27 protein-coding genes are annotated in these 22858 nt (G+C 60.8%); 3 read left to right on the top strand and 24 right to left on the bottom strand.

What is annotated here, in order from left to right; translation table 11 throughout:
- The 20 genes from D8U18_RS26300 to D8U18_RS26395 all read right to left on the bottom strand — a co-directional run.
- On the bottom strand, positions 1 to 403 hold a 403-nt coding region (locus tag D8U18_RS26300), incomplete at its 3' end, for a beta-ketoacyl synthase N-terminal-like domain-containing protein (RefSeq protein WP_277752497.1).
- On the bottom strand, positions 403 to 1131 hold the full coding sequence (gene fabG / locus D8U18_RS26305; RefSeq protein ID WP_130903916.1) for a 3-oxoacyl-ACP reductase FabG: 729 nt from the start codon (positions 1129 to 1131) through the stop codon (positions 403 to 405). The genes D8U18_RS26300 and fabG, both read right to left, overlap by 1 nt.
- Positions 1128 to 1589 (bottom strand): hotdog family protein, encoded by a 462-nt coding sequence (locus tag D8U18_RS26310; protein ID WP_056852285.1) that lies wholly within the window; start codon positions 1587 to 1589, stop codon positions 1128 to 1130. Before D8U18_RS26310 ends, fabG begins: the two co-directional genes overlap by 4 nt.
- The gene (locus D8U18_RS26315) at positions 1586 to 2782 is read right to left on the bottom strand and encodes a beta-ketoacyl-[acyl-carrier-protein] synthase family protein (RefSeq protein WP_131108992.1); all 1197 of its coding nucleotides are present in this window, start codon (positions 2780 to 2782) and stop codon (positions 1586 to 1588) included. The genes D8U18_RS26310 and D8U18_RS26315 overlap by 4 nt, the downstream gene beginning before the upstream one ends.
- Positions 2779 to 3282, bottom strand: coding sequence for a hypothetical protein (locus D8U18_RS26320; protein ID WP_130930578.1), 504 nt, complete (start codon positions 3280 to 3282; stop codon positions 2779 to 2781). The genes D8U18_RS26315 and D8U18_RS26320 overlap by 4 nt, the downstream gene beginning before the upstream one ends.
- Positions 3282 to 4007: a class I SAM-dependent methyltransferase gene (locus D8U18_RS26325; RefSeq protein ID WP_130903918.1), complete on the bottom strand. Its 726-nt coding sequence runs from the start codon at positions 4005 to 4007 to the stop codon at positions 3282 to 3284. Before D8U18_RS26325 ends, D8U18_RS26320 begins: the two co-directional genes overlap by 1 nt.
- A complete protein-coding gene (locus D8U18_RS26330; protein WP_131108994.1) occupies positions 4004 to 5251 on the bottom strand; it encodes an NAD(P)/FAD-dependent oxidoreductase in 1248 nt (415 codons plus the stop codon). Before D8U18_RS26330 ends, D8U18_RS26325 begins: the two co-directional genes overlap by 4 nt.
- A complete protein-coding gene (locus tag D8U18_RS26335) occupies positions 5238 to 6398 on the bottom strand; it encodes a hypothetical protein (protein WP_056852289.1) in 1161 nt (386 codons plus the stop codon). The genes D8U18_RS26330 and D8U18_RS26335 overlap by 14 nt, the downstream gene beginning before the upstream one ends.
- A complete protein-coding gene (locus D8U18_RS26340) occupies positions 6395 to 8734 on the bottom strand; it encodes an MMPL family transporter (RefSeq protein ID WP_131108996.1) in 2340 nt (779 codons plus the stop codon). Before D8U18_RS26340 ends, D8U18_RS26335 begins: the two co-directional genes overlap by 4 nt.
- Complete coding sequence (locus D8U18_RS26345) at positions 8718 to 9419, bottom strand: outer membrane lipoprotein carrier protein LolA (protein ID WP_130903922.1); 702 nt, start codon at positions 9417 to 9419, stop codon at positions 8718 to 8720. The genes D8U18_RS26340 and D8U18_RS26345 overlap by 17 nt, the downstream gene beginning before the upstream one ends.
- Complete coding sequence (locus tag D8U18_RS26350) at positions 9416 to 9841, bottom strand: acyl-CoA thioesterase (RefSeq protein WP_056852292.1); 426 nt, start codon at positions 9839 to 9841, stop codon at positions 9416 to 9418. The genes D8U18_RS26345 and D8U18_RS26350 overlap by 4 nt, the downstream gene beginning before the upstream one ends.
- Positions 9834 to 11378, bottom strand: a complete 1545-nt coding sequence (locus D8U18_RS26355; protein ID WP_131108998.1) for an aromatic amino acid ammonia-lyase — start codon at positions 11376 to 11378, stop codon at positions 9834 to 9836. The genes D8U18_RS26350 and D8U18_RS26355 overlap by 8 nt, the downstream gene beginning before the upstream one ends.
- Positions 11359 to 12300 (bottom strand): glycosyl transferase, encoded by a 942-nt coding sequence (locus tag D8U18_RS26360; RefSeq protein ID WP_056852294.1) that lies wholly within the window; start codon positions 12298 to 12300, stop codon positions 11359 to 11361. Before D8U18_RS26360 ends, D8U18_RS26355 begins: the two co-directional genes overlap by 20 nt.
- On the bottom strand, positions 12297 to 13031 hold the full coding sequence (locus D8U18_RS26365) for a glycosyltransferase family 2 protein (RefSeq protein WP_130903925.1): 735 nt from the start codon (positions 13029 to 13031) through the stop codon (positions 12297 to 12299). The genes D8U18_RS26360 and D8U18_RS26365 overlap by 4 nt, the downstream gene beginning before the upstream one ends.
- Complete coding sequence (locus D8U18_RS26370; protein WP_131109000.1) at positions 13024 to 14715, bottom strand: acyl-CoA synthetase family protein; 1692 nt, start codon at positions 14713 to 14715, stop codon at positions 13024 to 13026. The genes D8U18_RS26365 and D8U18_RS26370 overlap by 8 nt, the downstream gene beginning before the upstream one ends.
- Positions 14712 to 15257 (bottom strand): hypothetical protein, encoded by a 546-nt coding sequence (locus D8U18_RS26375; protein ID WP_056852296.1) that lies wholly within the window; start codon positions 15255 to 15257, stop codon positions 14712 to 14714. Before D8U18_RS26375 ends, D8U18_RS26370 begins: the two co-directional genes overlap by 4 nt.
- Complete coding sequence (locus tag D8U18_RS26380) at positions 15254 to 15508, bottom strand: acyl carrier protein (protein ID WP_028622164.1); 255 nt, start codon at positions 15506 to 15508, stop codon at positions 15254 to 15256. Before D8U18_RS26380 ends, D8U18_RS26375 begins: the two co-directional genes overlap by 4 nt.
- Positions 15509 to 15517: 9 nt before the next feature.
- Positions 15518 to 15778, bottom strand: coding sequence for a phosphopantetheine-binding protein (locus D8U18_RS26385; RefSeq protein ID WP_056852297.1), 261 nt, complete (start codon positions 15776 to 15778; stop codon positions 15518 to 15520).
- Positions 15759 to 16568, bottom strand: a complete 810-nt coding sequence (locus tag D8U18_RS26390; RefSeq protein ID WP_056852298.1) for a lysophospholipid acyltransferase family protein — start codon at positions 16566 to 16568, stop codon at positions 15759 to 15761. Before D8U18_RS26390 ends, D8U18_RS26385 begins: the two co-directional genes overlap by 20 nt.
- Positions 16544 to 17269, bottom strand: a complete 726-nt coding sequence (locus tag D8U18_RS26395) for a beta-ketoacyl synthase chain length factor (RefSeq protein ID WP_056852299.1) — start codon at positions 17267 to 17269, stop codon at positions 16544 to 16546. The genes D8U18_RS26390 and D8U18_RS26395 overlap by 25 nt, the downstream gene beginning before the upstream one ends.
- Positions 17270 to 17621: 352 nt before the next feature.
- Between D8U18_RS26395 and D8U18_RS26400 the strand changes: the two genes are divergently transcribed.
- Positions 17622 to 18392 carry a ParA family protein gene (locus tag D8U18_RS26400; RefSeq protein ID WP_056852300.1) on the top strand — a complete coding sequence of 257 codons (771 nt, stop codon included), beginning with the start codon at positions 17622 to 17624 and terminating at the stop codon, positions 18390 to 18392.
- Positions 18393 to 18499: 107 nt separating this feature from the next.
- Here the strand turns inward: D8U18_RS26400 and D8U18_RS26405 are convergent, their stop codons facing one another.
- Positions 18500 to 18868: a hypothetical protein gene (locus D8U18_RS26405; protein ID WP_130903928.1), complete on the bottom strand. Its 369-nt coding sequence runs from the start codon at positions 18866 to 18868 to the stop codon at positions 18500 to 18502.
- Between the two features lie 208 nt (positions 18869 to 19076).
- Positions 19077 to 19511 carry a thioredoxin TrxC gene (trxC, locus tag D8U18_RS26410; protein ID WP_130903929.1) on the bottom strand — a complete coding sequence of 145 codons (435 nt, stop codon included), beginning with the start codon at positions 19509 to 19511 and terminating at the stop codon, positions 19077 to 19079.
- Positions 19512 to 19772: 261 nt separating this feature from the next.
- On the opposite strand from trxC, the gene D8U18_RS26415 reads away from it, so the two are divergent.
- The gene (locus tag D8U18_RS26415; protein ID WP_056852302.1) at positions 19773 to 20042 is read left to right on the top strand and encodes a hypothetical protein; all 270 of its coding nucleotides are present in this window, start codon (positions 19773 to 19775) and stop codon (positions 20040 to 20042) included.
- The gene (locus tag D8U18_RS26420; RefSeq protein WP_056852303.1) at positions 20042 to 20404 is read left to right on the top strand and encodes a type II toxin-antitoxin system PemK/MazF family toxin; all 363 of its coding nucleotides are present in this window, start codon (positions 20042 to 20044) and stop codon (positions 20402 to 20404) included. Before D8U18_RS26415 ends, D8U18_RS26420 begins: the two co-directional genes overlap by 1 nt.
- 7 nt (positions 20405 to 20411) lie before the next feature.
- Here D8U18_RS26420 and selO read toward each other — a convergent pair whose 3' ends face one another.
- Positions 20412 to 21875 carry a protein adenylyltransferase SelO gene (gene selO, locus D8U18_RS26425; protein WP_130907014.1) on the bottom strand — a complete coding sequence of 488 codons (1464 nt, stop codon included), beginning with the start codon at positions 21873 to 21875 and terminating at the stop codon, positions 20412 to 20414.
- A gap of 48 nt (positions 21876 to 21923) precedes the next feature.
- On the bottom strand, positions 21924 to 22858 hold a 935-nt coding region (locus D8U18_RS26430; protein ID WP_131109002.1), incomplete at its 5' end, for a mechanosensitive ion channel domain-containing protein.

Genomic DNA, 22858 nt, shown 5'->3' on the forward strand with positions numbered 1-22858 from the left:
ACGAGTTGGCGTTCAGGCCCTCGGCCACCGAATTGAGCAGCATGTTGCCGAACGCCTTGATCTCGTCGGTGCTGCCGGTGGACGAACCGCAGGCGACGCCCATGCGTCCATCCTTGATCGATTCGTCGTCGAGCAGTCCGGCGTCCGTCAACGCCTGTTCCGCCGCGCCGACTGCCAGCCGGGAAACGCGGCCCATGCTGCGCAGTTGCTTGCGAGTCCAGTGGCTCGGCACCTTGAAGTCGTCGATAGGCCCCGCCAGGCGCGTGTTGAGCTCGGTGAATCGATCCCACTCGTCCATCCGGCGGATGCCGCTGCGGTTGGCGGCGAAGTTGCCGACGATGGTCTGCCAATCGCTGCCGAGTGAGGTGATGCCGGCCATGCCGGTGACGACGACGCGCTTCATCAGCACAGGCCTCCGTTGACGGCCAGAACCTGCCGGGTGATGTACGAGGCTTCCGCGGACATCAGGAAATTCACTGCGCCTGCCACCTCTTCAGGTGTGCCCATGCGTTGTGCGGGAATCATTTTCATCAGTTCTTCCACCGGCACGTTTTCGTCGAGCATGGCCGTGTCGATCAGGCCGGGGGCGACACAGTTAACGGTAATTTTGCGCTTGCCCAGTTCAATCGCCAATGCTTTCGCCGCGCCGATCAGGCCGGCCTTGGAGGCGCTGTAGTTGACCTGGCCCCGGTTGCCGATCAGGCCGGACACCGACGTGATGCAGACAATCCGCCCGGCGGCGCGACGACGGATCATCGGCATCATCACCGGGTGCAACACGTTGTAGAAACCGTCGAGGTTGGTGCGCATCACCACATCCCAATCATCCTCGCTCAGTGCCGGAAAAGCACCATCACGGGTCAGGCCGGCGTTGAGCACCACGCCGTAATAGGCGCCGTGGGTTTCGACGTCGGCCTCAAGCATCGCTTTGCACATGGCGCGGTCGCTGACGTCGAATTGCAGGATGCGTGCCTTGCGTCCCAAGGCTTCGATGTCGGCTTGCACGGCCATGGCCTCGGTCAGTCCACTGCGGCAATGCAGCACGATGTCATGCCCGGCCTGGGCCAGGCGCAAGGCGATGGCGCGGCCGATACCACGGCTGGAACCGGTGACCAGTACGGATTCAGTCATGACTGGACTCCTGCGGGTTCATGAAGATATTGAGCCGCCTGCGGCGGGCGGTACACGTTCAGGCGGGCGGTGGCGTGAATGCCTGGCCCGTCGATGTGGCATTCGAACACGCCCATGCCGTTGTCGTCCTCCAGCGAGCGGATGCCGTGGATGGTCAACTCGCTGCCGGCCGGGAAGTTTTCGACGTTGCACTCGAACTTGCGGCTGCCGAGCAGAAAGCCCAAGGCCACCGTTTCGCCACGCTGGCGCGCATGACAACCGGCGAAGGCGGCGACGCTCTGGGCCATCAGTTCGATGCCAACCCAGGCCGGCAAACTGCCGTCAGGCAGGCTGAACAAGCCATCAGGCTTGACGGTGAGGCGGGTGTGAATCTGCTCGTCATCGAATGCCAGGATCTGATCGATAAAGATCATGTCGCCGGCGTGAGGCAGCAGTTCGGCGAGCGGCCAGTCAATCATGGGGCGTCTCCGATAATCAGGCTGACGTTGTTGCCACCGAAGGCAAAGGAATTGCTCATCAGGAAGCGAGGTCCTGTGGACGCCAGTCGATCGGCCGGGGTCACCCATTTCAGGGGCGGTAACGCCGGGTCCGGTTGGCCATCCCAGATGTGCGGCGGCAGGGCGTGCGCGTGGTTGTCCTTGCTCAGGCTCAACCAGCAGAACGCCGCTTCCAGTGCCCCGGCGGCGCCGAGGGTATGACCGGTCATGGGTTTGGTCGACGAGCAGGGGACACCTTGCGCAAACAGCGCATTCACTGCCTGACTTTCCATGGCGTCGTTGTGCTGGGTAGCGGTGCCGTGCAGGTTCAGGTAGCCGATTTGTTCGGGCTGTAATTGGGCCTGGTTCAAAGCCTTGCGCATCGCTTGTCGGGCTCCACGGCCGGTCGGTTCCGGCGCGGAAATGTGATGGGCATCGGAGCTGGCGCCGCTGCCCAGCAAGGCAATCGCCTGGCTGTCACTGGACTGTTTGCTCATCAGGAACAGCACCGCCGCTTCACCGATGTTGATGCCGTTGCGGTTTACCGAGAACGGATTGCAGCGTTGCCCGGACACCGCCTCCAACGCTGAGAAACCATTAAGGGTCAGCTTGCACAATGTGTCGACGCCACCGCACAGCACCACGTCGCAAACGCCCAGATCGAGCAGTCTCCGGGCGCTCATCAATGCCCGGGCGCTGGAGGTGCAGGCGGTGGAAATCACATAGGCGGGACCGCTCAGTTGCAACCAGTCGGCGAGGAAATTTGCCGGTGCGCCGAGTTCCTGTTGCTCATAGTCATATTCGTTCGGGAACTGCTGCTCGCGCACGTACTGAGCCAGCCCCTGACTGGCCTCATCGATGCCCGAGGTGCTGGTGCCGAGCACCACGCCGATGCGATGACGACCGTAGGTCTGGATCGCTTGATCGATGTCCTGGCGAATTTGCAGGGCGGCTTCGAGCAACAGTTGATTGTTGCGGCTGCGCTGCCGACTCAGCTGTGGCGGAATCGCCGCAAGCTCGCCCTGCACCGCGCCTACGGGCAACGAACGCTCCAGCACCCAGCCAGCTTCACTGCGCATGCCGGAGCAGTCGCCAGCGAACAGGTTGCGGGCGACTTGCGCCTTGCCGCGCCCCAGCGAGCAAATCACCCCGAGGGCGTTCAGGTAGGCCGTCATGGGGTGTCACCGCTCAGGGGCGTGATTTGATAATTCGGGCCTTTTGGCAAACTCAATTCGAAGCTCGAGGGTTGTGAATAATGAACGTCCCAGCGCGCTGGCAGCGAACGTTGCGCGCCGTGTTGCCAGGCGCTGGGGTAGTTGCTCTGTAGCTCGTCTTTCGGGGTCAGCGCGAACAGCAACGCGGCGAACAGTTCTCGGGCTTCCGGGTTGGGCGGCAGCAGGCCATCGGCGCGCCACGAGCCGTCGACCAGTTTCTGGCGTGCCTGGGGAATGCCCAGCAGGTCCATCATCGACCAGCGAATGGCCGGACCTTCACGCTGGATCACCAGTACCCAGTCTTGACGCTGTTCGGCCTGCAAGCGCTGGATGTGAAATTGCAAAGGCAACGAAAGGCTCGGGTTTTTTTCGGGTAGCGGCGGCTGGCTGGCACAGGCGCTGAGCAGCAGGACTGCGACCGATAGAAGAAATCGCATGGCGAAGCGGTTGACGAAAAACATCACACAGCACCTTCAAGAGGTTTGCGCGCCACCACATTGACCAGCGTTTCTTCCCGTTGGCCAAAAGGCTTCGGTTGGCGCAAGCCCATACGTTCAAGCAGGCCGAAATCCCTGGCGCGGCTCCACCACAGGTACGGATAGGACACGTTTTTTTCCGTGAATTGAAAACCCTGTCGACGAATCATCGCCAGATACTGCGCGGCACTCTTTTGCACGTGCATCGGGTGGCGGAACAACCAGCGAATCACCCAGGTATCAATGTAAGCCTCGGTGGATTCCGCGAACAGCAGGTAACCACCCGGCTTGAGCACGCGATAGAACTCGGCGAGTGCCTGTTCCTGCTCGACCAGATGATGGAATGTCTGGTGACAGAACAGCAGGTCGACGCTGGCGTCGGGCACGGCCAGGGTCGCGCAATCGCTGCCGAGCAATTCTACCGTCAAACCTTGGCCAGCTGCTTCTGCGCGGCTCTGGTTCAGGCTTTGCGGGTCGGCGTCCACGCCGATCAGACGCTCGGGCATGAAGGCCTGTTGCAGATAGCGAAATGACTTGCCTTGACCGCAACCGGCGTCCAGCAACACCGGACGGCTTGGCAACACGTCGCCGAACAGGCGCTGCAGATCATTGATCGCCACGCGCAGCACATGATGCTGCCAGGTGTGGCTGCGCAGGAACCAAAGCCCGAAACGGGTCTCTTCGACGTAAGTGTTGCTCAAGTAGCTCATGTGGCGTCCCTTGAACACAGCTGCGACAACATCCGCAGTCGGCGTTTGGGTTCGGCGACGAACGGGTTGCGCTCATCCCAGGCATAACCGGCGAGGATCGAACTGATCATGCGGCGAATGTCCGGGGCACCGCCAGGGAAATAAATCACGTCCTGGAAAGTCCCGGCATACCAGCCCTCGACGTAGCAGCGGAAGGTATCCACACCGCGCTTGAGCGGTTCGGCGAACTCGCGTTGCCAGTCGACGGTTTCGCCTTGCAACTGACGGTGCAAAACCGCAGCGGCCATGCTCGCCGAACGCATGGCGATGGTCACGCCGGAGGAAAACACCGGATCGAGGAATTCCGCCGCGTTGCCCAGCAAGGCAAAACCCGGCCCGTGCAGGGTTTTGACGTTGGCCGAGTACCCGCCGATGGTACGCGCCGGGGTATCCCAAACGGCGTTGGTCAGTACACCGGCGAGGCTCGGCGTTTCGGCGATGAAGCCGCGCAGGCAATCGTCCAGATTGTCGGTGCGACCCTCGAAATGTTCCGCGGATGCGACCACCCCGACCGAGCAACGCCCGTTGCTGAACGGGATGGTCCAGAACCAGATATCGCGCTGGGAAGGGTGCGTGGTGACAAGGATCTTGCTGCGGTCGAAATTCGGGTTGTCGATATGGTCTTCGATGTGGGTGAACACGGCCTGGCGCAGCGGGAAATTCGACGGCGCCTCCAGGTCGAGCAAGCGTGGCAGGACACGTCCGTAACCGCTGGCATCGAGCATGAAATCCGCTTCGATCCGATACTCACTGCCATCCTCACGCCTGACGCCGAGCAGTGGCTTGGCTTGATCGATATCGACGCTGACAATGGTTTCGCCGTAACGGATCTCCACACCTTGCAGGGCGGCCTGATCGGCCAGCAGCTTGTCGAAGTCGGCGCGCTGGACCTGAAACGTTGTCGGTTTGCCTTGGGTGAACGTATCGCCGAAATCGAAGCTGCTGTAGCGCTCGCCCCAGGCGAACGCAGCACCGGTCTTCAGCTGGAAGCCGGCCGCGTTGACGGCATCGAGCATGCCCGCTTCTTCGACGAAATCCAGGCAATGCGACAGCAGGCTCTCGCCGATGGAAAACCGGGGGAAATGCTGTCGCTCGATGACCAGCACATCATGGCCCTTGCGTTTGAGCAGCGCAGCGGCGATAGCGCCGGAAGGGCCGGCCCCGATGACCACGATCGGGCGACGTTGCAATTCAACGGTTGGCATGAGGGCTCCTTGCCGGGGCGGCAGCGTTCAGGGGAATTCGGTGCATACCGGCGAGTGCCGGCAGCAGTGTCGCGACCAGGCCCATCAGCATCAACGCAAAGTACAGCGCCGGGCTGATCAGCTGTTGTTGCAGCAGCAGGTTGAGAAAGACGATCTCACTCAAGCCGCGAATGTTCAGCAGCACGCTTTCGCGCCAGCGACTGGCGCCCTGGAACGAGGCGCCGGCCCAGCCCAGGCCGATCCAGTTGCCCAGCAGTTTGCTGGCGATCGGCAACAGCAGCAGCGCCACCAGTTGCAGCCAGCCAAGGCTGTCCATCGCGCTGTGCACGTTGATCTGCACGATGCCGAAGGTGAGGATCAACGGGATGGCGATGTAGGTCTGCAGGCGGCTCATCCAGATCGCCGGCAGCGGCAGCACCAGCGGCGCCTTCAGCGCGGCCATGATCAACACATAACCGATGCCGAAAATCAGCGCATTGAGCTTGTAGTGTTCGGCGACCACCAGCAGGGCGAAAAAGCCCAGGCTGTAGAGCCAGGTCTGGCGCAGTCCGAGTAGCCGCAGCAACACGGGCAGGCAGGCACCGGCCAAGGGCAGCAGGAGACTGCCCAGGTGCAGGCTGCCTTGGGCGAGGGCAAACAGGGTCCAGCAGGCGAGGTCGATCAGGATCGCGGTCTGTACCAGTCGACGGGTGGCGGCTGGCGGGTAATCGATGTGTCGCAGGTACAGGTACAACACTGGAATCGCAGTGATGGCAAACAACAAACCTACGGCCAGCGAGCTGATCCACGGTTGCGGCGGCAGCAGCCAGACCGCGGTGGCGAGGCCGCAGACGAACGGAATACAGAAACTCGGCAGGGCGATTTTCAGGCTTCGGCGGTCCAGTTGCAGATCGATCACATCGCTGAGGATATAGCCCAACAGCAGTGCAAAACTCAGGCTGTAGAGGTTTTTCAGCCAGATGGGCGACACCAGCGCCGCGCCGCTCAGTTGCCATTGCGGCTCGATCCAGAAGAACATCAACAGCGGCAGGCCAATGGTCGCCAGCAACAACTGGCTGACGATCGGGATCAGGCCGACGTGGCGACCGATGCGAGTCGCCACGGCGAACAACGCCAGGGCCATTAGCCAAAACACAACGATCATCATGTTGTCGGCTCCGCAACAGGTAGCGCATGCACATGGCGCCCGGCCCAGGGGGCAAGCAGGAAACTGAAGATCAGCCCCAGGCTAACCGACAAGCCGAAATTACTCACCGCGGGCGTACTGGACACCGCCAGCAAGCCGAACGACAGCCAAGTGGTCAATGCCGCCAGCAAGGTGCCCAACAGGCTCACGGCGGCGCCACCGACCTGTTCGCGCATGAGGATCGCGTAGTCGACGCTGATCGCCGTCACCAGCAGCAGGCCGAACAGGCTGAACAGCGTCAGCGGCTGCCCCAGCCAACCGAGGCTGGCCAGGCTGCACAGAGCGGCCAGCAGCGGCAGGGACACAATGCGCAGTGCGCCGCCAAAGCCGAACGGCACGACCAACACCAGCACGATCAGCACACAGGAAGCGAGTTTCAGTTCGGCAGCGCTGATTTGAGTGGCAGCGAAAACACGGTTCAGCTCACCCAGTCGATCCACCAGTACCACCCCCGGTAAATCTTCAGCCTGGACTTGCAGTAAGTTCGGGTTGGTGATGCCTTGCAGGCTGACCATGGCCGCTACGCCGTCATCGGTCGGCCCCAGCCACAACAAGCGATAAGGTTCCGCCAGCGGCCCGGCCAGGGCACTGTCGATGTCTTCGACGGGCAGTGCTTGCAGCTGGGTCAACTCTGCTTGCAATGCCGCGACCGGCACGCCGACATCCAGCAGCGGCTGCCAGAACTGCGGCAGTTTGCCCAAGGCTTGGCGAACGTGTTGCTGGTCATTTGGCGGGCTGACCAATTGGTCGAGCGACAGATAGCCCTGAAGTTTTTCCAGATTGACCAACTGATCCAGACGTTCGCTCAAGGCACTTGATCGTTCGAGCAATTGCTGTTGGTTGGCGGCCCGCACCAGGAAGAACTGGCTGGTGGGTTGATAGCCGGTGATCCGTGCGATGGTTTGTGCTTCGTCGGTCAATTGCTGCGGTGCACCGACCCATTGGCGAATGTCGTTTTTCGTTTGCAGTTGCAGCAGGCCAGCGACACAGAAAGCGAGCAGCAGCACCAGCAGCACCGGCGTGCTCAGGATCTTGAGCAAGTCTTCGCGACGAGCCAGCAAAAATCCGGACACCTGCAGCGGCCATTGCGCCGGGCGCAACTCCACACCCTTGAGCAGCGCCGGCAACAGGCATACGGCGGACAGATAAGCTCCCAGCAGACCGGCGGCGGAGAACACCGCAATCTGGGTCAGCGCGGGGAACGGCGTCCAGGCCAGGGCCAGGTAGCCGATGGCGCTGGTGATCAGGCTCAATGTCAGGCCCGGCAAAGTCAGGCGTAGCGCTGGCCAGCTTTGCCAGGGTTTCAGGCTCCAGCTCTTGGACAAATAGTGCAATGGATAATCGACCGCGACGCCGATCAGGCTCGACCCCAGCACCAGTGTCATCACGTGCATATGACCGAACAGTGCCACACACGCCACCGCGCCGAACAGCATGCCCACCAGCACCGGGACAAATGCCAGCAACACACGCCAGCGGCGGAAGGCCAGAAGCAACAACAACAGGATGCCGACGGTGGCACCACCGCCGACCCAGGTCATCTCACGGGACGCCTGTTTCTGACCATTGGCGGCATAGAGCAGGCCGCTGGCGGCCAGCAGTTGCACGTCAGACCTTGCGGCTTCTTCGCGGCTTTGCGCAAGCAGATCGGCCACTTGCAGCGGCAGGCTCATGTCGAAGGCGTTGCCGGTGGTGCGGGCGCGCAGCAGTACCCAGCTCTTGCCGTCGGCATCGGCAATCAACGCGCCGCTGCCGAGGTCCAGTTGCACCGCACCGTGCTGCGGCTGGCTGTTCTGGATGCGTCCGGTCAGGCCCAGCCAGTCGTCCTGGCTTGGCACCAGGCTGAAGCCGGTGAAAGGGTCGAACAGCGCTTGTACGCGTTGCTGGATAAAGGCGTCGGGATGCTCGATCAATTGCTGGCGATCGTCCGCCGAGAGCATCGACAAACGGCCCTGCAACAGTTGCGTGCGCAGCGCCGGCAAATCGGCTTGCAGGTTCCACTGGACCTTCTCGAACAAACCACTGGCCTGCCATTGATCGCCGAGTTTTTGCGCCATGGCGATGGCCTGCTCACGATGTTCATGGCCGACCAGTACCAGCATTTCGCGATTCAGTGGTTCCTGCATGCGTTGTTCGGCGCGCAGTTCCAGAGCGTCGGGCGCAGTGCCCGGCACCAGTTCCATCAGGTTGGCCGACAACGGTGCACCGTTGCGCCATTGCCAACCGGCGAGCGCAACCACGGCCAGCAGCAGGATCACGAATAGCCACGGCAGCCTGCGTTCACTGGGCAAAGTCATGTTGCTCCGCGTCGCTCAAGGGTTGGGCACTGGTGCTGTCCTGCATGCGCAACAGGGTGCGGTCGCCCTGGGTTTCAAGCAATTCGATGCTGTGCACCAGTTCACCGCCGGCAATGTTGATCTGGTTGAACACCTGCTTGAGCAGCATCGAACGCGGTAGCAGGGTCAGTTTCCAGTTCTGCGCGTCGCCGCTCAAGGACAGTTCGAAATCCCGTTGCAGGCCGCTGCTGTCGCCTTGCAGCACAGCGAGGAACAAACGGTTCTGCTCGGCGCCGGCGCTTTTGCCAGGCAGCATCTGCCAGCTGTTGCCGTCGCGTCGGGCAATACCTTGGGTGGTGATGCGGTAATCCTGTTGTAACGGGGTTTTCAGTAGCCACAGCAGACCGTATTTTTTCGCCAGGACAAACGTGCCTTTGCTGGTCAGTGGCTGGGGCAGGGCACGCAGGTGCTTTTCCTGGATGAAGTTGCCGTGGATGACGTCGGGCTTGGCCAGTTGATCGCTGAGCTGTTGCAGATCGAATGCCTGAGCCAGCCCCGGAATGCCCAACACCACGCACAACACTGCAGGAGCGAGCCTGCTCGCGAAAAACCCGAGAACGCCGCAGGGTTTGGCCCCAGCGTCATCGTTAACGACCATCGCTGGCAAGCCAGCTCCCACAGGGGACCGGGGGTGGCGGAACATCATGGCAAGGCCCTTTCGACGGCGTCGGTGAAGACTTTGGGGGAAGCCAACAACATCTCGCGGTTGCTCATGTCGACCGCGACTTGCACGGAAACCGCGCGGGTCAGGCGTTCGCCGGTTTGCGCATCGCTGATCAGGTAGTTGATCTTCAGACGGTTTTCCCATTCCACCAGATTGGCTCGCACGTTGAGCTTCTGGCCGAACACCGCACCGCGCACGTAGCGCAATTGCAGGTCGATCACCGGCCACGCGTAACCCGAGTCGGACATCGCGGTGTAGTTGTGGCCGATCTTGTCCAGCAACGCGCAACGGGCGATTTCCAGGTATTTGACGTAATGACCGTGCCAGACGACGTTCATGCTGTCGACGTCAAAGAACGGTACGAGGATTTCCGTATCGGTGTGCAGCACTCCCTTGCTACGCATGCAGCCTCCAGTGTTGTTCGGCGATCCGTTTCAGGCACAGGCGCAGTTCGCCTTCCAGCGCACGATCTTCGATGACCGGCGGGAAGTCTTTGCCCAACGCTTCGTGCATGGCCGCGAGCGCTGGCGGCAACGGTCGCGCGTCCTCGGCCTGACCACGCAGCCAGACGCCTTGGTTGGCGGCGAGCAATGTGGCGGCGGCGACCTGTTCGGTCAATTCCAGTACACGGATCGCATCGCGGGCGGCGATGGTGCCCATGCTCACCTTGTCCTGGTTGTGACACTCGGTGGAACGCGAGAACACACTGGCCGGCATGGTGTTTTTCAATGCTTCGGCGGTCCAGGCACTGGTGCCGATCTGCACGGCCTTGAAACCGTGGTTGAGCATCGCTCGGTCGGCTGTGGCACCGGAGAGATTGCTCGGCAAACCGTGGTTGTAGCGCTCATCCACCAGCAGGGCGAGTTGCCGGTCCAATAGGTCGGCGACGTTGGCGACCAGGTTTTTCAAACTGTCCATGGCGAACGCGATGTGGCCGCCATAGAAGTGCCCGCCATGCAAAACACGTTCGGCTTCGGCATCGATGATCGGGTTGTCGTTGGCGCTGTTGAGCTCGATTTCAATGAATGAACGCAACCAGTTCAGGCTATCGGCCAGCACGCCAAGGACATGGGGCGCGCAACGCAGGGAATAGCGGTCTTGCAGGCGATGCAGCGGTGCGGTCGGGGCGTCGATCGCCAGATCCTTGCGCAGCCACGCGGCGACCTGCATCTGCCCCGGATGGGGTTTGGCGGCGAACAGGCGCTCGTCGAAATGCTCGGGATTACCTTGCAGCGCGACCACGTTCAGCGCGGTGATGCGCGTCGCCAGTTGCAGCAGGTAGTCGGCGCGGGCGAAGGCCAGGCAGGCGAGGCCAGTCATCACGGCGGTGCCGTTCATCAGCGCCAGGGCTTCTTTCGGACGCAGCACCAGCGGATTCCAGCCGAGCTCGCGATGCACCTCGGCGGACTGGCGGCGATCGCCGCGGAACATCACTTCGCGTTCACCAGACAGCGTGGCGGCGACGTAGGACAGCGGCGTCAGATCGCCGCTGGCGCCGACCGAGCCCTCTTCCGGAATCAGCGGCAGAATGTCGTATTCAAGGAAGGCTTGCAGGCGTTCCAGCAGTTCCACCCGCACCCCCGACACGCCGTGGCACAGTGACTGCAACCGCGCCGCCAGCACCGCACGGGTGGCCTGGGCGTCGAGCAATTTACCCAACCCGCAACCGTGGAAGGTGTACAGATGCTGCGGCAGCGCTTCGACGTGATGCAGCGGCACCGCCACCACACAGGAATCGCCGTAACCGGTGGTCACGCCGTAGATCACGCCTTCCTTGTCCAGCAGAGAGTCGAGGAAACGAGCGCCCTTGGCGATGCGCTCGCGGTAGGCAGCGTCGCTCTGCAATTGCGCCGGCGCCTGGCGGTTGGCCAGGGCCAGCACGTCTTCGATGCGCAAAGGGAGTTCGCCGAAGGTTACCGGCTCAAGCGTTGGCGTCGTCATCGGTCTTCCAGAAAGGGTAAAAGTTGAACCATTGTTGAGGCGCGTCGAGGCAATAGTGACTCAGGCGCTCGGCGTAGCGGGAGGCCCACTGATGAATGACCTGCTCGCGATCCGTACGTTTCCAGATGATCGAGTCCGCAAAAGGCTCAATGGTCAGGCGATAGTCACCGTCGGGTTTCTTCAGGCACAGCAACAGGTTGACCGGGCATTTCAACAAACCGGCCAACAGCCACGGCCCTTGCGGAAACCTGGCCGGATGGCCAAGGAAATCCACTGTCACGCTGCGCCCGCCATGCAGTGGCACGCGGTCGCCGGCAATCGCCAGCCACTCGCCGCGCTCCAGGCGCTCGTGCAGTTGCAGCATGATCACCGGGTCCAGTTCGCTGACCTGGATCAGGCGCAGATTGGTCGCGCCGGCTTCGCCGAGCAAGCGGTTGAATTGCTCGGCGTGTTTGGTGTGCACCAGCACATTCATGGTGACCTTTTCGCCGATTTCCGCCAGTGCGCGGCAGACTTCGAGATTGCCCAGGTGAGCGCCCACCAGCATCTGCCCGCGAGTACCGCGCAACTGATTGCGCAGTAGCGCCGGGTCGATGATTTCGATCTGCTCGATGCTCAACTTGCCGTTCCACACGTCGAGTTTGTCGAGCATGGAGTCGGCGAAGGCCATGAACTGGCCGAACACTCGCCAATGGCTCGGGCGCAATTCATTGCGACCGCTCCACTCGGCCAGGCGTTGCTGATATTGCCAGGCACTGTGGCGGGCGCTGCGGCCGAACAGGAAGAAATACAGGACGATGCCGTACAGCAGCGGGCTCAGTAGGCGACGGCCAAGCACTTTGGCGGCGACCGCGGTAAATTTCATCAGCCAGAAACTGCCGCGCTCTTCGCGGTCGGCCCAGTGTTGCTTTTGCGCGTTCATGCTCGCCACCGCCGCCAGAGGATCACGGGTGAACGCAGCAACATGCCGAAAAACAGCCGGGTGTGCATGCTCGATATCAGTACGTTGTCGTAGAACAGGCGGAAATGCGAAACACCGTCCAGCGGGTAATGCACTTTGGTTTGCAGCCATTGCATCGGTTGGTTGCGCCAGGCCAGGCGTACCAGGATGTCCGAGTCGAAATCCATGCGTTTGCCGATTTTTGCCGACTCGATCAGTGCCAGAACCGGCGGCAGCGGATACACACGGAAGCCGCACATCGAGTCGCGAATCTGCAGCGACAGCGTGTTGATCCAGACCATGACGTGGGTCAGGTAGCGGGCGTACAAGCGGCCTTTGGGCACGCTTTCATCGTACTTCGGGTAGCCGCAGATCACCGCTTGCGGATGCTTGCGCGACAGTTCGATAAAGCGTTGCACGTCTTGCAGGTCATGCTGGCCGTCGGCGTCCACTTGCAAGGCGTGGCTGAAACCCAGGCGCGACGCTTCACGCAGGCCGGTCATGACCGCGCCGCCCTTGCCCTGATTGGCAGCGAGGCGAATCAGGTAGACCATTTCGCGTTGCGCCAGTCGATCAAGCACCCTGGCGCACGCCGGGCTGCTGGCATCATCCACCAGAATGCACGGCAGATGGCGGGCAATCAGCGCATCGACCACGGTGGTGATTGCACTTTCGTGGTTGTACACCGGAATGACTGCGCAGGGGCTATGCATGCTGGTTTGCACCTGCGGGTTCCAGCAAAATCCGCCCGCTGGAGCAGGTCGCTGTTTCATTGCGATAGGCAAAGTACAGTTTGCTGCGGTCCGGGTCGAAACGCAGGTGCAATTGGACTTCATCCCCCGGACGCACCAGTTGCTGGAATTTCAGCACTTCCATGCCGGCGAACTTTTCCGGCAAGTTCATCAATTGCTGGCCGAGGTTCAGCGCCCACTCCACTTGCACCACGCCGGGCAATACCGGCGCCGTGGGGAAGTGACCACTGAAATAGGCAAGATCCGGCGGTACGGCCAGTTGCAGGCTCCACTCGCCTTCGGTTTCGAGCTGTTCCAGAATTTGCGGCGCCTTGGGGCGTGGCGCCAGCAGCAAGGCTTCGACGTCGGCCTGGGGCAGTTTTCCCTGGGTGTTCAGCGGTAGTTGTCGCAGCAAGCGCCAGCGCCGTGGCAGGGCCAGCGCTTCGCAATGCTGGCTCAGGTGTTGGCGCAATTGTTCAGTGAGCGTGCGTCGTCCTTGATTGCGCAAGGCATGAAGGCCCGCTTCTGTCAGGACCAGCAATGCACCCAGTGAAGCGCGATTTTCCTGGACGACGCCAAGGCGCGCTTCGGCCACCCATGCATGGGTCATCAACGCCTGTTCCAGCATCGGTAGCGAAATACGCTTTTCTTCCAGTTTGACGATTCGGTCCAGCCGCCCCAGCAACTCGAAACGGCCGTCAGCGACAATTCGCGCGGCATCGGCGGTATGTTCGACATGGCCGGCGGGCAAGTAGGGTGAGGCGATGAGCAGTGCGCCGTCAGCGTCCTGGCTCAAGGCGACATCGGCGAAGGGTTGCCAGAGCGTTGGCCCCTGGCGCCAGGCGATGCCGCCGGTTTCCGAGCTGCCAAAAATTTCTGTCGGCCATTGATGGAGGCGTTGGTACAAAATCTTAGCCGCCTCGGCCGGCAACGCGCCGCCGGAAGAAAATACCCGGCGCACTGCGCTCATGGCGGGCCAGTCGAGGTTGTCGCCCATGCGCTTGAGCAGTGCCGGGCTGGCCACCCAGGCGAAAGCCGGATGCTGGCGACTGGCGCGTTGCAGGTCTTCCGGAAACGCCAGTTGCCTGCGCGTGAACGGGCGTCCGGCACACAGTGGCCAGAGCACGCGGAACAGCAGGCCATAGATGTGTTGGGTGGCAACGCTGCCGATGATGCATGCCGGGCCGAGATCGGCGCCCCACAGCTGTTCCAGGGCTTGGACCTCATTGGCCAATTGCCGCAGGTTTTTTTCGATGCGCTTGGGCTCGCCACTGGATCCGGACGTGCACAGGCTCAGCCGGCATTGATCCAGATCCAGTGCGGCGGCGCTGAGCGGTGCATGTCGGTAAGCGCTCAGCTGAGCATCGTCGGGCTGATCGGTGAGCCACAGGTCCACTTCCTTCGACCAGCGCTGGCGGGTTTGCGCTTGCAAGTCTGCGGGCAGCAATACGCTGACCCCGGCACGCCAGGCACCCAGCAGGGCAATCGCCAGATCGGCGGCGTCTTCAAGGTGCACGGCAATGCGCTGCACACCCTGGGCTTGCAGGCCGGCGGCCAGGCTCAGGGCCTGGGCACACAGATGTGCGTGATCGAGCGGCGGCTCGGCCGTTACGGCTCGCTGCGGCTCGGCCTTGAGCAGCAGCTGCTCAAGTTTTATCCAATTCATGGGTGGCCTCGTACCCGTTGTCGTATCAGCCATTCAATGGCAAACATCAGGCCTATCAATCCGTAGGAAATAAGACCGGTGTACAACATCCACCAGTTCAGTGGCGCCCACAGCGTCAGGGCGGCGGCGCACAAACCGTTGCACAGAAAAAACACGCTCCAGGCGATGGTCACCTGGCGGGTATAGCGAATGGCCTTGGCGGGCAAGTGCGGTTCGCGCAGACGGGCCAGGCGTTCGACCATTGGCGGGCCGTACATCAGACTCGATCCGAACAGCGCCAGCATGAAACCGCTGATCAGCACCGGATACCAACGCAACAACACCGGGCTGTCGAACAGCGCCAGCAGCAGGCAAAAGACGATGGCTGCCGCGGCCATCCACAGGCTGCCGGGCTTTTGTCGGCCGCTCAGTGCGCGGGCCAGCCACAGGCTGCCCAGCAGCAAACCGAATTGCCACGGCGCGAAATGCTCCATGCCGAAATACACCGCAAAGGGGTACAGCAGGCCTGCCAGCAGCAGGCCAAGGCCGATCAGTCGGCTCATGCGGCCGGTTGAACCAGACGGTAGACCGCCTCGACGACGTCGCTGACGGTACGCACCGATTTGAATTCTTCGGCGGCGATTTTCTTGCCGGTCTGACGTTTGATGTGGTCGATCAGGTCAACCGCGTCGATGCTGTCGATTTCCAGATCCTGATACAGGTTGGATTCGAGGCTGACGCGCTCGGGCTCCAGTTCAAACAGCTCGACCAAGGCATCGCGCAGGGTGTTGAAAATGTCGTCACGAGTTTGCATGGTCCGGTCTCAAGCTGCCTGTTTTGCGGTGACGAACGCCGCAAGGCTCGCCACGTTGCTGAAATGATTACGCGTGTCCTTGGCGTCGGCATCGATTTTGATGCCGTATTTTTTCTGGATGGCCAGGCCGAGTTCCAGAGCATCGACAGAGTCCAGGCCCAAGCCTTCGCCGAAGAGCGTCTGGTCATCGCCGATGTCGTCGGCACTGATGTCTTCGAGGCCAAGGGCGTCGATGATAAGCATTTTGATATCACGGTGCAGATCGCTCATCTTCGGCGAGCTCCTTAATAAAGTACGAATGTAGGTAATCATTGAGCTTGCGCGAGGCTTGAGGCGCTGGGCCCAGCGCAGCGAAGGCCTGTGGGTCTATATCGGCCCCGACGCGAAAACTGAAGTGCACACGACGCTTTGGGATCCGATACCAGGGCTCCGCCTTGGTCAACGTGGTCGGATTGACCCTGATCACCACGGGGGTGAGGATTTTCGCACCCCGCACGGCAATTGCCGCTCCTCCCCGATGAAAGGCCGGTGCCTGACCCGGCTGGGTGCGGGTGCCTTCGGGAAAGATGATCAGGGTTTGACCCTCTTTCAATGCATCGGCGGCGGCATCGAGCATGTCCATGCTGCCGTCGTTGCTGATGTATTCGGTACGGCGTAGCGGGCCGCGGGTGAAAGGGTTTTCCCAGAGGCTTTGCTTGACCACGCAGTTGGCGTGGCGCACCAGCCCGATCAGGAATACCACGTCGATCAGCGAGGGATGATTGGCGATGATCATCTGCCCCGGGCGTCCGAGTTTTTCCTCGCCCTGAATGTCATAGGTCAGCACGCCGGCGCGAGCCATGAACCGCACGAAAAACCAGAAGCAACGGCTGACCGTATGCCGCGCGCGCAGGCGATGGGTCCGGGCATCGCCCGGCAAACAGCCGAGCAACGGAAAAACCACCACGCGCAGGCACAGCCCGCCCAGTCCGAACAGGGTAAAGCTTGCAGCAGTTGCCAGCAGGCGCCAGTAGTAGGCGTCGCGGTTTTTCTCGATCATGGATTGCGTTGCCAGGTCCATACACGATTTTTCCAGGCATGTTGGCAGGTGGTTTGCTGGCCCAGCAGCGTTTTCAACAGATTCAGTGCATGGGGCCAGCGAGACTTGGACAACGCATCCGAGGGGCTGTTCAGGGACAGCTGCCAGTCGTTGCCTGGCGTGATCAGCAGGCCGAGGGCGTACGGAAACGGCACGTCATCAATCCACGTCGAATAGGCTTCGGGGGGCTGTTCCTCGGTTACCACCAGCAACACGGCCGGCGCACCCTCATTCAGCAAGGCCGCGGCTTCCAGCATGCCGTGTTCCAGGCCATCGCCGGCTGCGGCAAGGGCGGTCATCTCGCTGGTTTCACCGCGCATGATCGACCACAGGCCAATGATCGCGTTGTGCACAGAAAGACTGAATTGAGTGGGCGACAGCGGCTGTTCAACGGCCAACTCACTGAGAATGTCGAAGGTGCGCGGGGTTTCACCATGACGGGAAACAAAGACCAGCGGCAAGTCCTGACGACCTTCGGCCAGGGGCCAAGCGACACTGAATGCCATCCTCGCCAGCCGACTGAGGCGTCGGCGCTGCATGGCCGGCAGAAACGAGACATCCGGGGCCGCATCGCTGCCCGGGAGTACGACCGGTCGTCGACTCCAGGCTTGCCAATCGTCCACGCTTTCGAGCCCCGGGGCCCACGCGCGCCACTGGGCGATGTTGAAATTGATCACAGACATTCATCCCGCCCCTGCGGGCTTTCTTGACGCGATGAGTGCGCAAATGCACGGCACACCCTACGTGGCGCTTGGCGCCGAGTGGTGCGCATTATCCCGGTGCGACGAACGCGTAGCAAATGCTGGTTACATTTTGCTCAGCAAGATGTACCGCCTGGTTGGCGAAAAATGAACGTTTGGCAATTATTCACATTTTCATCATGCCGTTTGTCGGCCACTGCTGCGTATGGCTCTGATGTTTCCCGTTTTTTGGTGCGAGACGACGACTGACTGTGTAGTCCCCATTCCGGGAGGTAGCTAAGCAACGCCATGCACCACTACACTCGGTCATTCTTTGATACACGGAGGTTTTGACATGCGGCGCGTGGTGTTCAATCAGAAAGGTGGCGTGGGCAAATCCAGCATTGCCTGCAATTTGGCGGCGGTCAGCGCCAACGAGGGTTTTCGCACCCTTTTGGTTGACCTCGATGCCCAGGCCAATTCCACTCAATACCTGACGGGGCTCACCGGCAATGACATTCCCATGGGGATTGCCGATTTTTTCAAGCAAACCCTGTCTTCCGGGCCGTTCTCCAGAAAAAACCAGGTCGATATCTACGAAACGCCGTTCGATAACCTCCATGTCGTCACCGCCACGGCTGAACTGGCGGACTTGCAGCCCAAGCTCGAGGCCAAGCACAAGATCAACAAACTGAGGAAGTTGCTGGAAGAGCTGAGCGAAGACTATGACCGGATCTACCTCGATACCCCTCCAGCGCTCAATTTTTACGCCGTTTCAGCGCTGATCGCCGCTGATCGCGTGCTGATTCCCTTCGATTGCGACAGTTTTTCGCGCCAGGCGCTATACGGCCTGCTGGCGGAAATCGAAGAGCTGAAGGAGGACCACAACGAAGGTCTGGAAGTTGAAGGCATCGTCGTCAACCAGTTTCAGGCCCGAGCCAGTCTGCCGCAGCAAATTCTCGACGAACTGATCGCTGAGGGGCTGCCGGTGTTGCCGGTGTATCTGGCCTCTTCGGTGCGCATGCGCGAATCCCACCAGGCCAATACGCCGCTGATCCATCTCGATCCAAGACACAAGCTGACGCAGCAATTCGTCGAGCTGCACAACCTGCTGGAAAACGCCTGATTGATACGGACCGATGGTGCGGCGCAACACACCGAGCGACAGGATTCGCTACTTTTCAGCGCTCCCGGATGACACTGCATGAATCGTTAGGAAAATACCGGTGCAAGTTACTTCGGGAGCCACTGGTAGAGTAGCCAGCTGGATTCCCGTACAGGCGTCCCGGATTTGGGAGTAGTGTCGTAGAACATCGCATGCGTACCAGGCGCGAGCTTCCTTAGTTTGATGGCGTCGATGTGGATCGTGGTTTCACTCTGTGTTTGGGTGACTATTGCCGTGCTCACCACGACATCAGCGTCGGGACCTCCACTGTACAAATTTATCCGGTCGCCCTCCGCTTGCCCCGGGTAGCGCTGAATGGTCACCGGAATCCTTTGTCGGTTGGAATCAAGGAATTGCTCGGTAATTCTACCGTTCAGCTTTTCGGGTAGCTCTGGTCTGGCAAGATCTTTTGACGATTCAGTGGATGATTGAGTCATTTCAGTTCTCCCTTGTAGTAGTCCTGGCCGAGGCCGGATTCAGAAGGCGTCCTGGCCGTGCGGCAGAACACTGAAACTGATTCAATCAGCTTTTTTTTAGCGCCGATACTGTCACATTTCGCAGGTGGTCAGGTCACGAAAAAGGTGCTAGCCGCCTCAGCGGCTGGACCTCTCGGCAGCGTACCACCCCGTGATCGGCTCAATGGAATCAGACCCCCTGACTGCGCAGCCAGCTCATCAACTGCGGCAATGGAAACGCCCCGCTCTGGCGTGCGACTTCCCGGCCGTTCTTGAACAGGATCAGGCTCGGGATCGAGCGAATCCCCAGCTGGGCTGACAATTGCTGATTGGCCTCACTGTCCAGCTTGGCCAGCCGGCACTTGCCCGCCAGTTGCGCTGCCGCTTGTTCAAATACCGGCGCAAACGACTTGCACGGCCCGCACCAGTCCGCCCACACGTCCACCAGCAACGGCAAATCACCCTTGATCTGGCTGGCGTAGTCACCTTGTTTCAGTTCAAACGGCTTGTTCAACAAGACCTCGGCTTTGCAGCGTCCGCATTTGGGATGATCGTTCAGGCGTTCGGCCGGGATGCGGTTGAGGCCATTGCAGTGGGGGCAGGGGATGAGGAGAGGATTGGTCATTTGCGGCTCCAGGATTTGGCAATGACGATGATTTGGAGATGAGTGCGGAATATATCAAGCCAGCCAAACTCTGGAGCTATGCGCGAACCGTCGCAAATGCTCACATTTTCCTGGTCTTCATTTCAGGAACGGTAGCTACGCTGGAGGCTACTCAGGCCACCATTTCCAATAGTGAGGTTCGCTTTGGCTCTAGCTGCGTGCTACTTTTGTTGCACTTATCGAAATGTCGATATCTTTCAATTATCGGAACGGAGTTATCCCATGTCCGTGACTTCAAAAATTCGTCGGCAAGGCGGTGCAGCGGTGATCACGCTTCCGCCTGCATTGCTCAAACTTCTGCATCTGGAAGTAGGGGCGCAGCTGGAGCTGAATGTGATCGATGGTGAATTGATTGCCCGCCCCGTTGTGCAGCCCGCGCGCAAACGCTTTAGCCTTGCAGAGTTGCTTGAGGGCCGCGATGAAATAGCCGCGCTGAATGAGCAGACAGCGTCTGCTCGTGAAGGTGGGCCGCTTGGTCGGGAGCTGGGTTGATGGTTCGTCGCCAACCCCCGAAACGGGGAGATGTTTATTGGATCGACCCGAACCCGGTAGCCGGCCGGGAGATGATGAACCGGCATCGTTTCGTCGTGATAACACCAAGTGAAATCAATTCACTTGGTGTCAGCATGACTGTACCCATTACGAGCGGCGGAAGTTTCAGTCGACACGTTGGTCTGGCCGTCGTCATTTCCGGATACGAAACCAATGGTGTCGCCGTCTGCAATCAGGTACGCAGCTTTGACATCGAACAACGAGTGCGTGATGGCTCAGCCAGGTTTATCGAGCGTCTTGACGATGCGACGATGTCCGACATCATTGCGCGTGTGATCAGTGCCATTGATCCGGCGGATTGATACTTGCTCACGACGAACAACTGATCTCCAGATGCTTGCCCCACTCCGGCGGCCGTTCGGCGTAGCTTTCCATTCCCGGCTGTTCCTCGAACGGCTTGCTCAGCACCGTGTGCAGGCGCCGAACCTCCGAGTAGTCGCCGCTCTCTGCCGCATCGATAGCCTTTTGCGCCAGATAATTGCGCAGGATGTACAGCGGATTCACCGCGTGCATCCGTTGCCGACGCTGCGCTTGATCAAGCGCGCCTTCGCGGGCAACCCGGGCGATGTAGAGCTCGCCCCAGGCATCGAAGCCCTTGAGGTCGACGAAGTCATCACGCAAGCGGGCGACGGCCGCCTCCGGTGATTCGTCGCCCAGGCGGCGGAAGAACAGGCTGTAATCGACGCCGCTGTTTTGCATCAGTTGCAGCAGGTGTTCCAGCAGCTTCTGGTCGTCGTCTTCAGCCGTGGTGAAGCCAAGACGACGGCGCATCAGGTCGAGGTAATGGGCCTGGAACAGTGGCAGGTACAGGCCGAGGGTTTCGCGCAGGGCCTCGACGCTGATGAACGGCGTCAAGGCCTGGGCCAGGGCGCTGAGGTTCCACTGTCCGATCGGCACCTGGTTGCTGAAGGAATAGCGGCCCTGGTCATCGGAGTGGTTGCAGATGAAGTTGGCGTCGAAGTCGTCGAGGAAGGCGAACGGGCCGAAATCGAAGGTAATGCCGAGGATCGACATGTTGTCGGTATTCATCACCCCGTGGCAGAAGCCGTAGGCTTGCCACTTGGCGATCAGCTCGGCGTTGCGTTCGACGATTTCGCGGAACATGGCCAGATACGGTTCCGGTTGTTCCAGGCATTGCGGGAAATGCATGGCCAGCACGTGATCGCCGAGCTCTTTCTGTTTTTCGGGGCGCTTGGTGTAGTAGAAATACTCGAAATGTCCGAAGCGCACATGGCTCGGTGCCAGGCGCAGGACCATGGCGGCGCGCTCCTGTTTTTCGCGCCAGACCGGGGTGTCGGAGCCGATCACGCACAATGCTCGTGTGGTCGGGATGTTCAGCGCGTGCAACGCTTCAGAAGCAAGGAATTCGCGGATCGAGGAGCGCAGCACCGCACGACCATCGCCCATGCGCGAAAACGGTGTCTGGCCGGCACCCTTGAGGTGCAGGTCCCAGTGTTCGCCGGCCTCGTTGTACACCTCACCCAGCAACAGGCCCCGACCGTCGCCCAGTTGCGGGTTGTACGAACCGAACTGATGCCCGGAATAGACCATTGCCCGAGGAACCGCATCGGCCCAGAGCTTATGGCCGCTGAACAGCTCGGCGAACTCCGGGGTTTCGGCCACGGCCGGGTCAAGGTCCAGCAGCGCCATGGCGGCAGGGCTAGCGACTACGAGGCGCGGGTTGTCGATGGGCTCGGGCAGCACGTGGGCGGAAAACGTATCGCCCAAGCGGTCGAAGCGATTATCGAAGGTCAGTTCGTCGAGGGCTTTCAAGGGCCGGCTCCAGCAGAATGTCCGAGCATTCTGCTGGGGAAAGTCCGGTTAGTCGAGTTTGGCGGCGGGCGGCATTTGTGGCGGTTGCTTGCCATCCTTTATCGGCACAATGGTTTTCGCTTCCGGCTCGATCGGCACCATCTTGTATTCCTGTCCGTGCAGGTTCTTCAGGTAAACCTCCATCTGCCGGAACGAGATGTTGATGTGCTGCTTCTTGAACTCGCGATTGATGAAGCGGTTGACCTCGTCGAGCACCGGGTTGCGGTCGCCGAGGTCGCGCACGTGCATGCGCAGTTCGTGGTCGAGAGTGCTTTCACCGAAGTTCAGGAAATACACGTGGGGTTCCGGATCTTTCAGCACGCGTGGGTTATCCCGCGCGGCCTTCAGCAGCAGCTCTTTGACCAGGTCCAGGTCCGAACCGTAATCGACGCCGAGTTTGAGGGTCACCCGTGTGATGGTGTCGGTCAGCGACCAGTTGATCAGTTGCCCGGTAATGAACGTCTTGTTCGGGACAATGATGTCCTTGCGGTCGAAGTCGGTGATGGTCGTGGCGCGGATGCGGATCTTGCTCACCGTGCCCGACAGGTTGCCGATGGTGATGGTGTCGCCGATGCGCACCGGGCGTTCGAACAGGATCATGATCCCGGAAATAAAGTTGGCGAAGATCTCCTGCATGCCGAAACCGAGGCCAACCGACAGCGCGGCCACCAGCCATTGCAATTTGTCCCAGCTCACCCCGAGTGTCGACAGGGTGGAAACGAAACCGACGCCAGCGATCACGTAGGACAGCAACGTCGTCGTGGCGTAAGCACTGCCCTGGGCCAAGTTGAGTTTGGACAGCACGAACACTTCCAGCAGGCCCGGCAAGTTGCGCGCCAGGGCGAAGGTAATGCCGATGATGATCAGTGCGCCGAGCATGTCGCCGATACTGATCGGCACCATGCTCATGTTGGCGCCGGTGCCGCTGGTGTATTCGTAGAGGG

Origin of the sequence: Pseudomonas sp. Sample_10 (assembly GCF_004321495.1) — a bacterium.
Taxonomy (GTDB): Bacteria; Pseudomonadota; Gammaproteobacteria; order Pseudomonadales; family Pseudomonadaceae; genus Aquipseudomonas.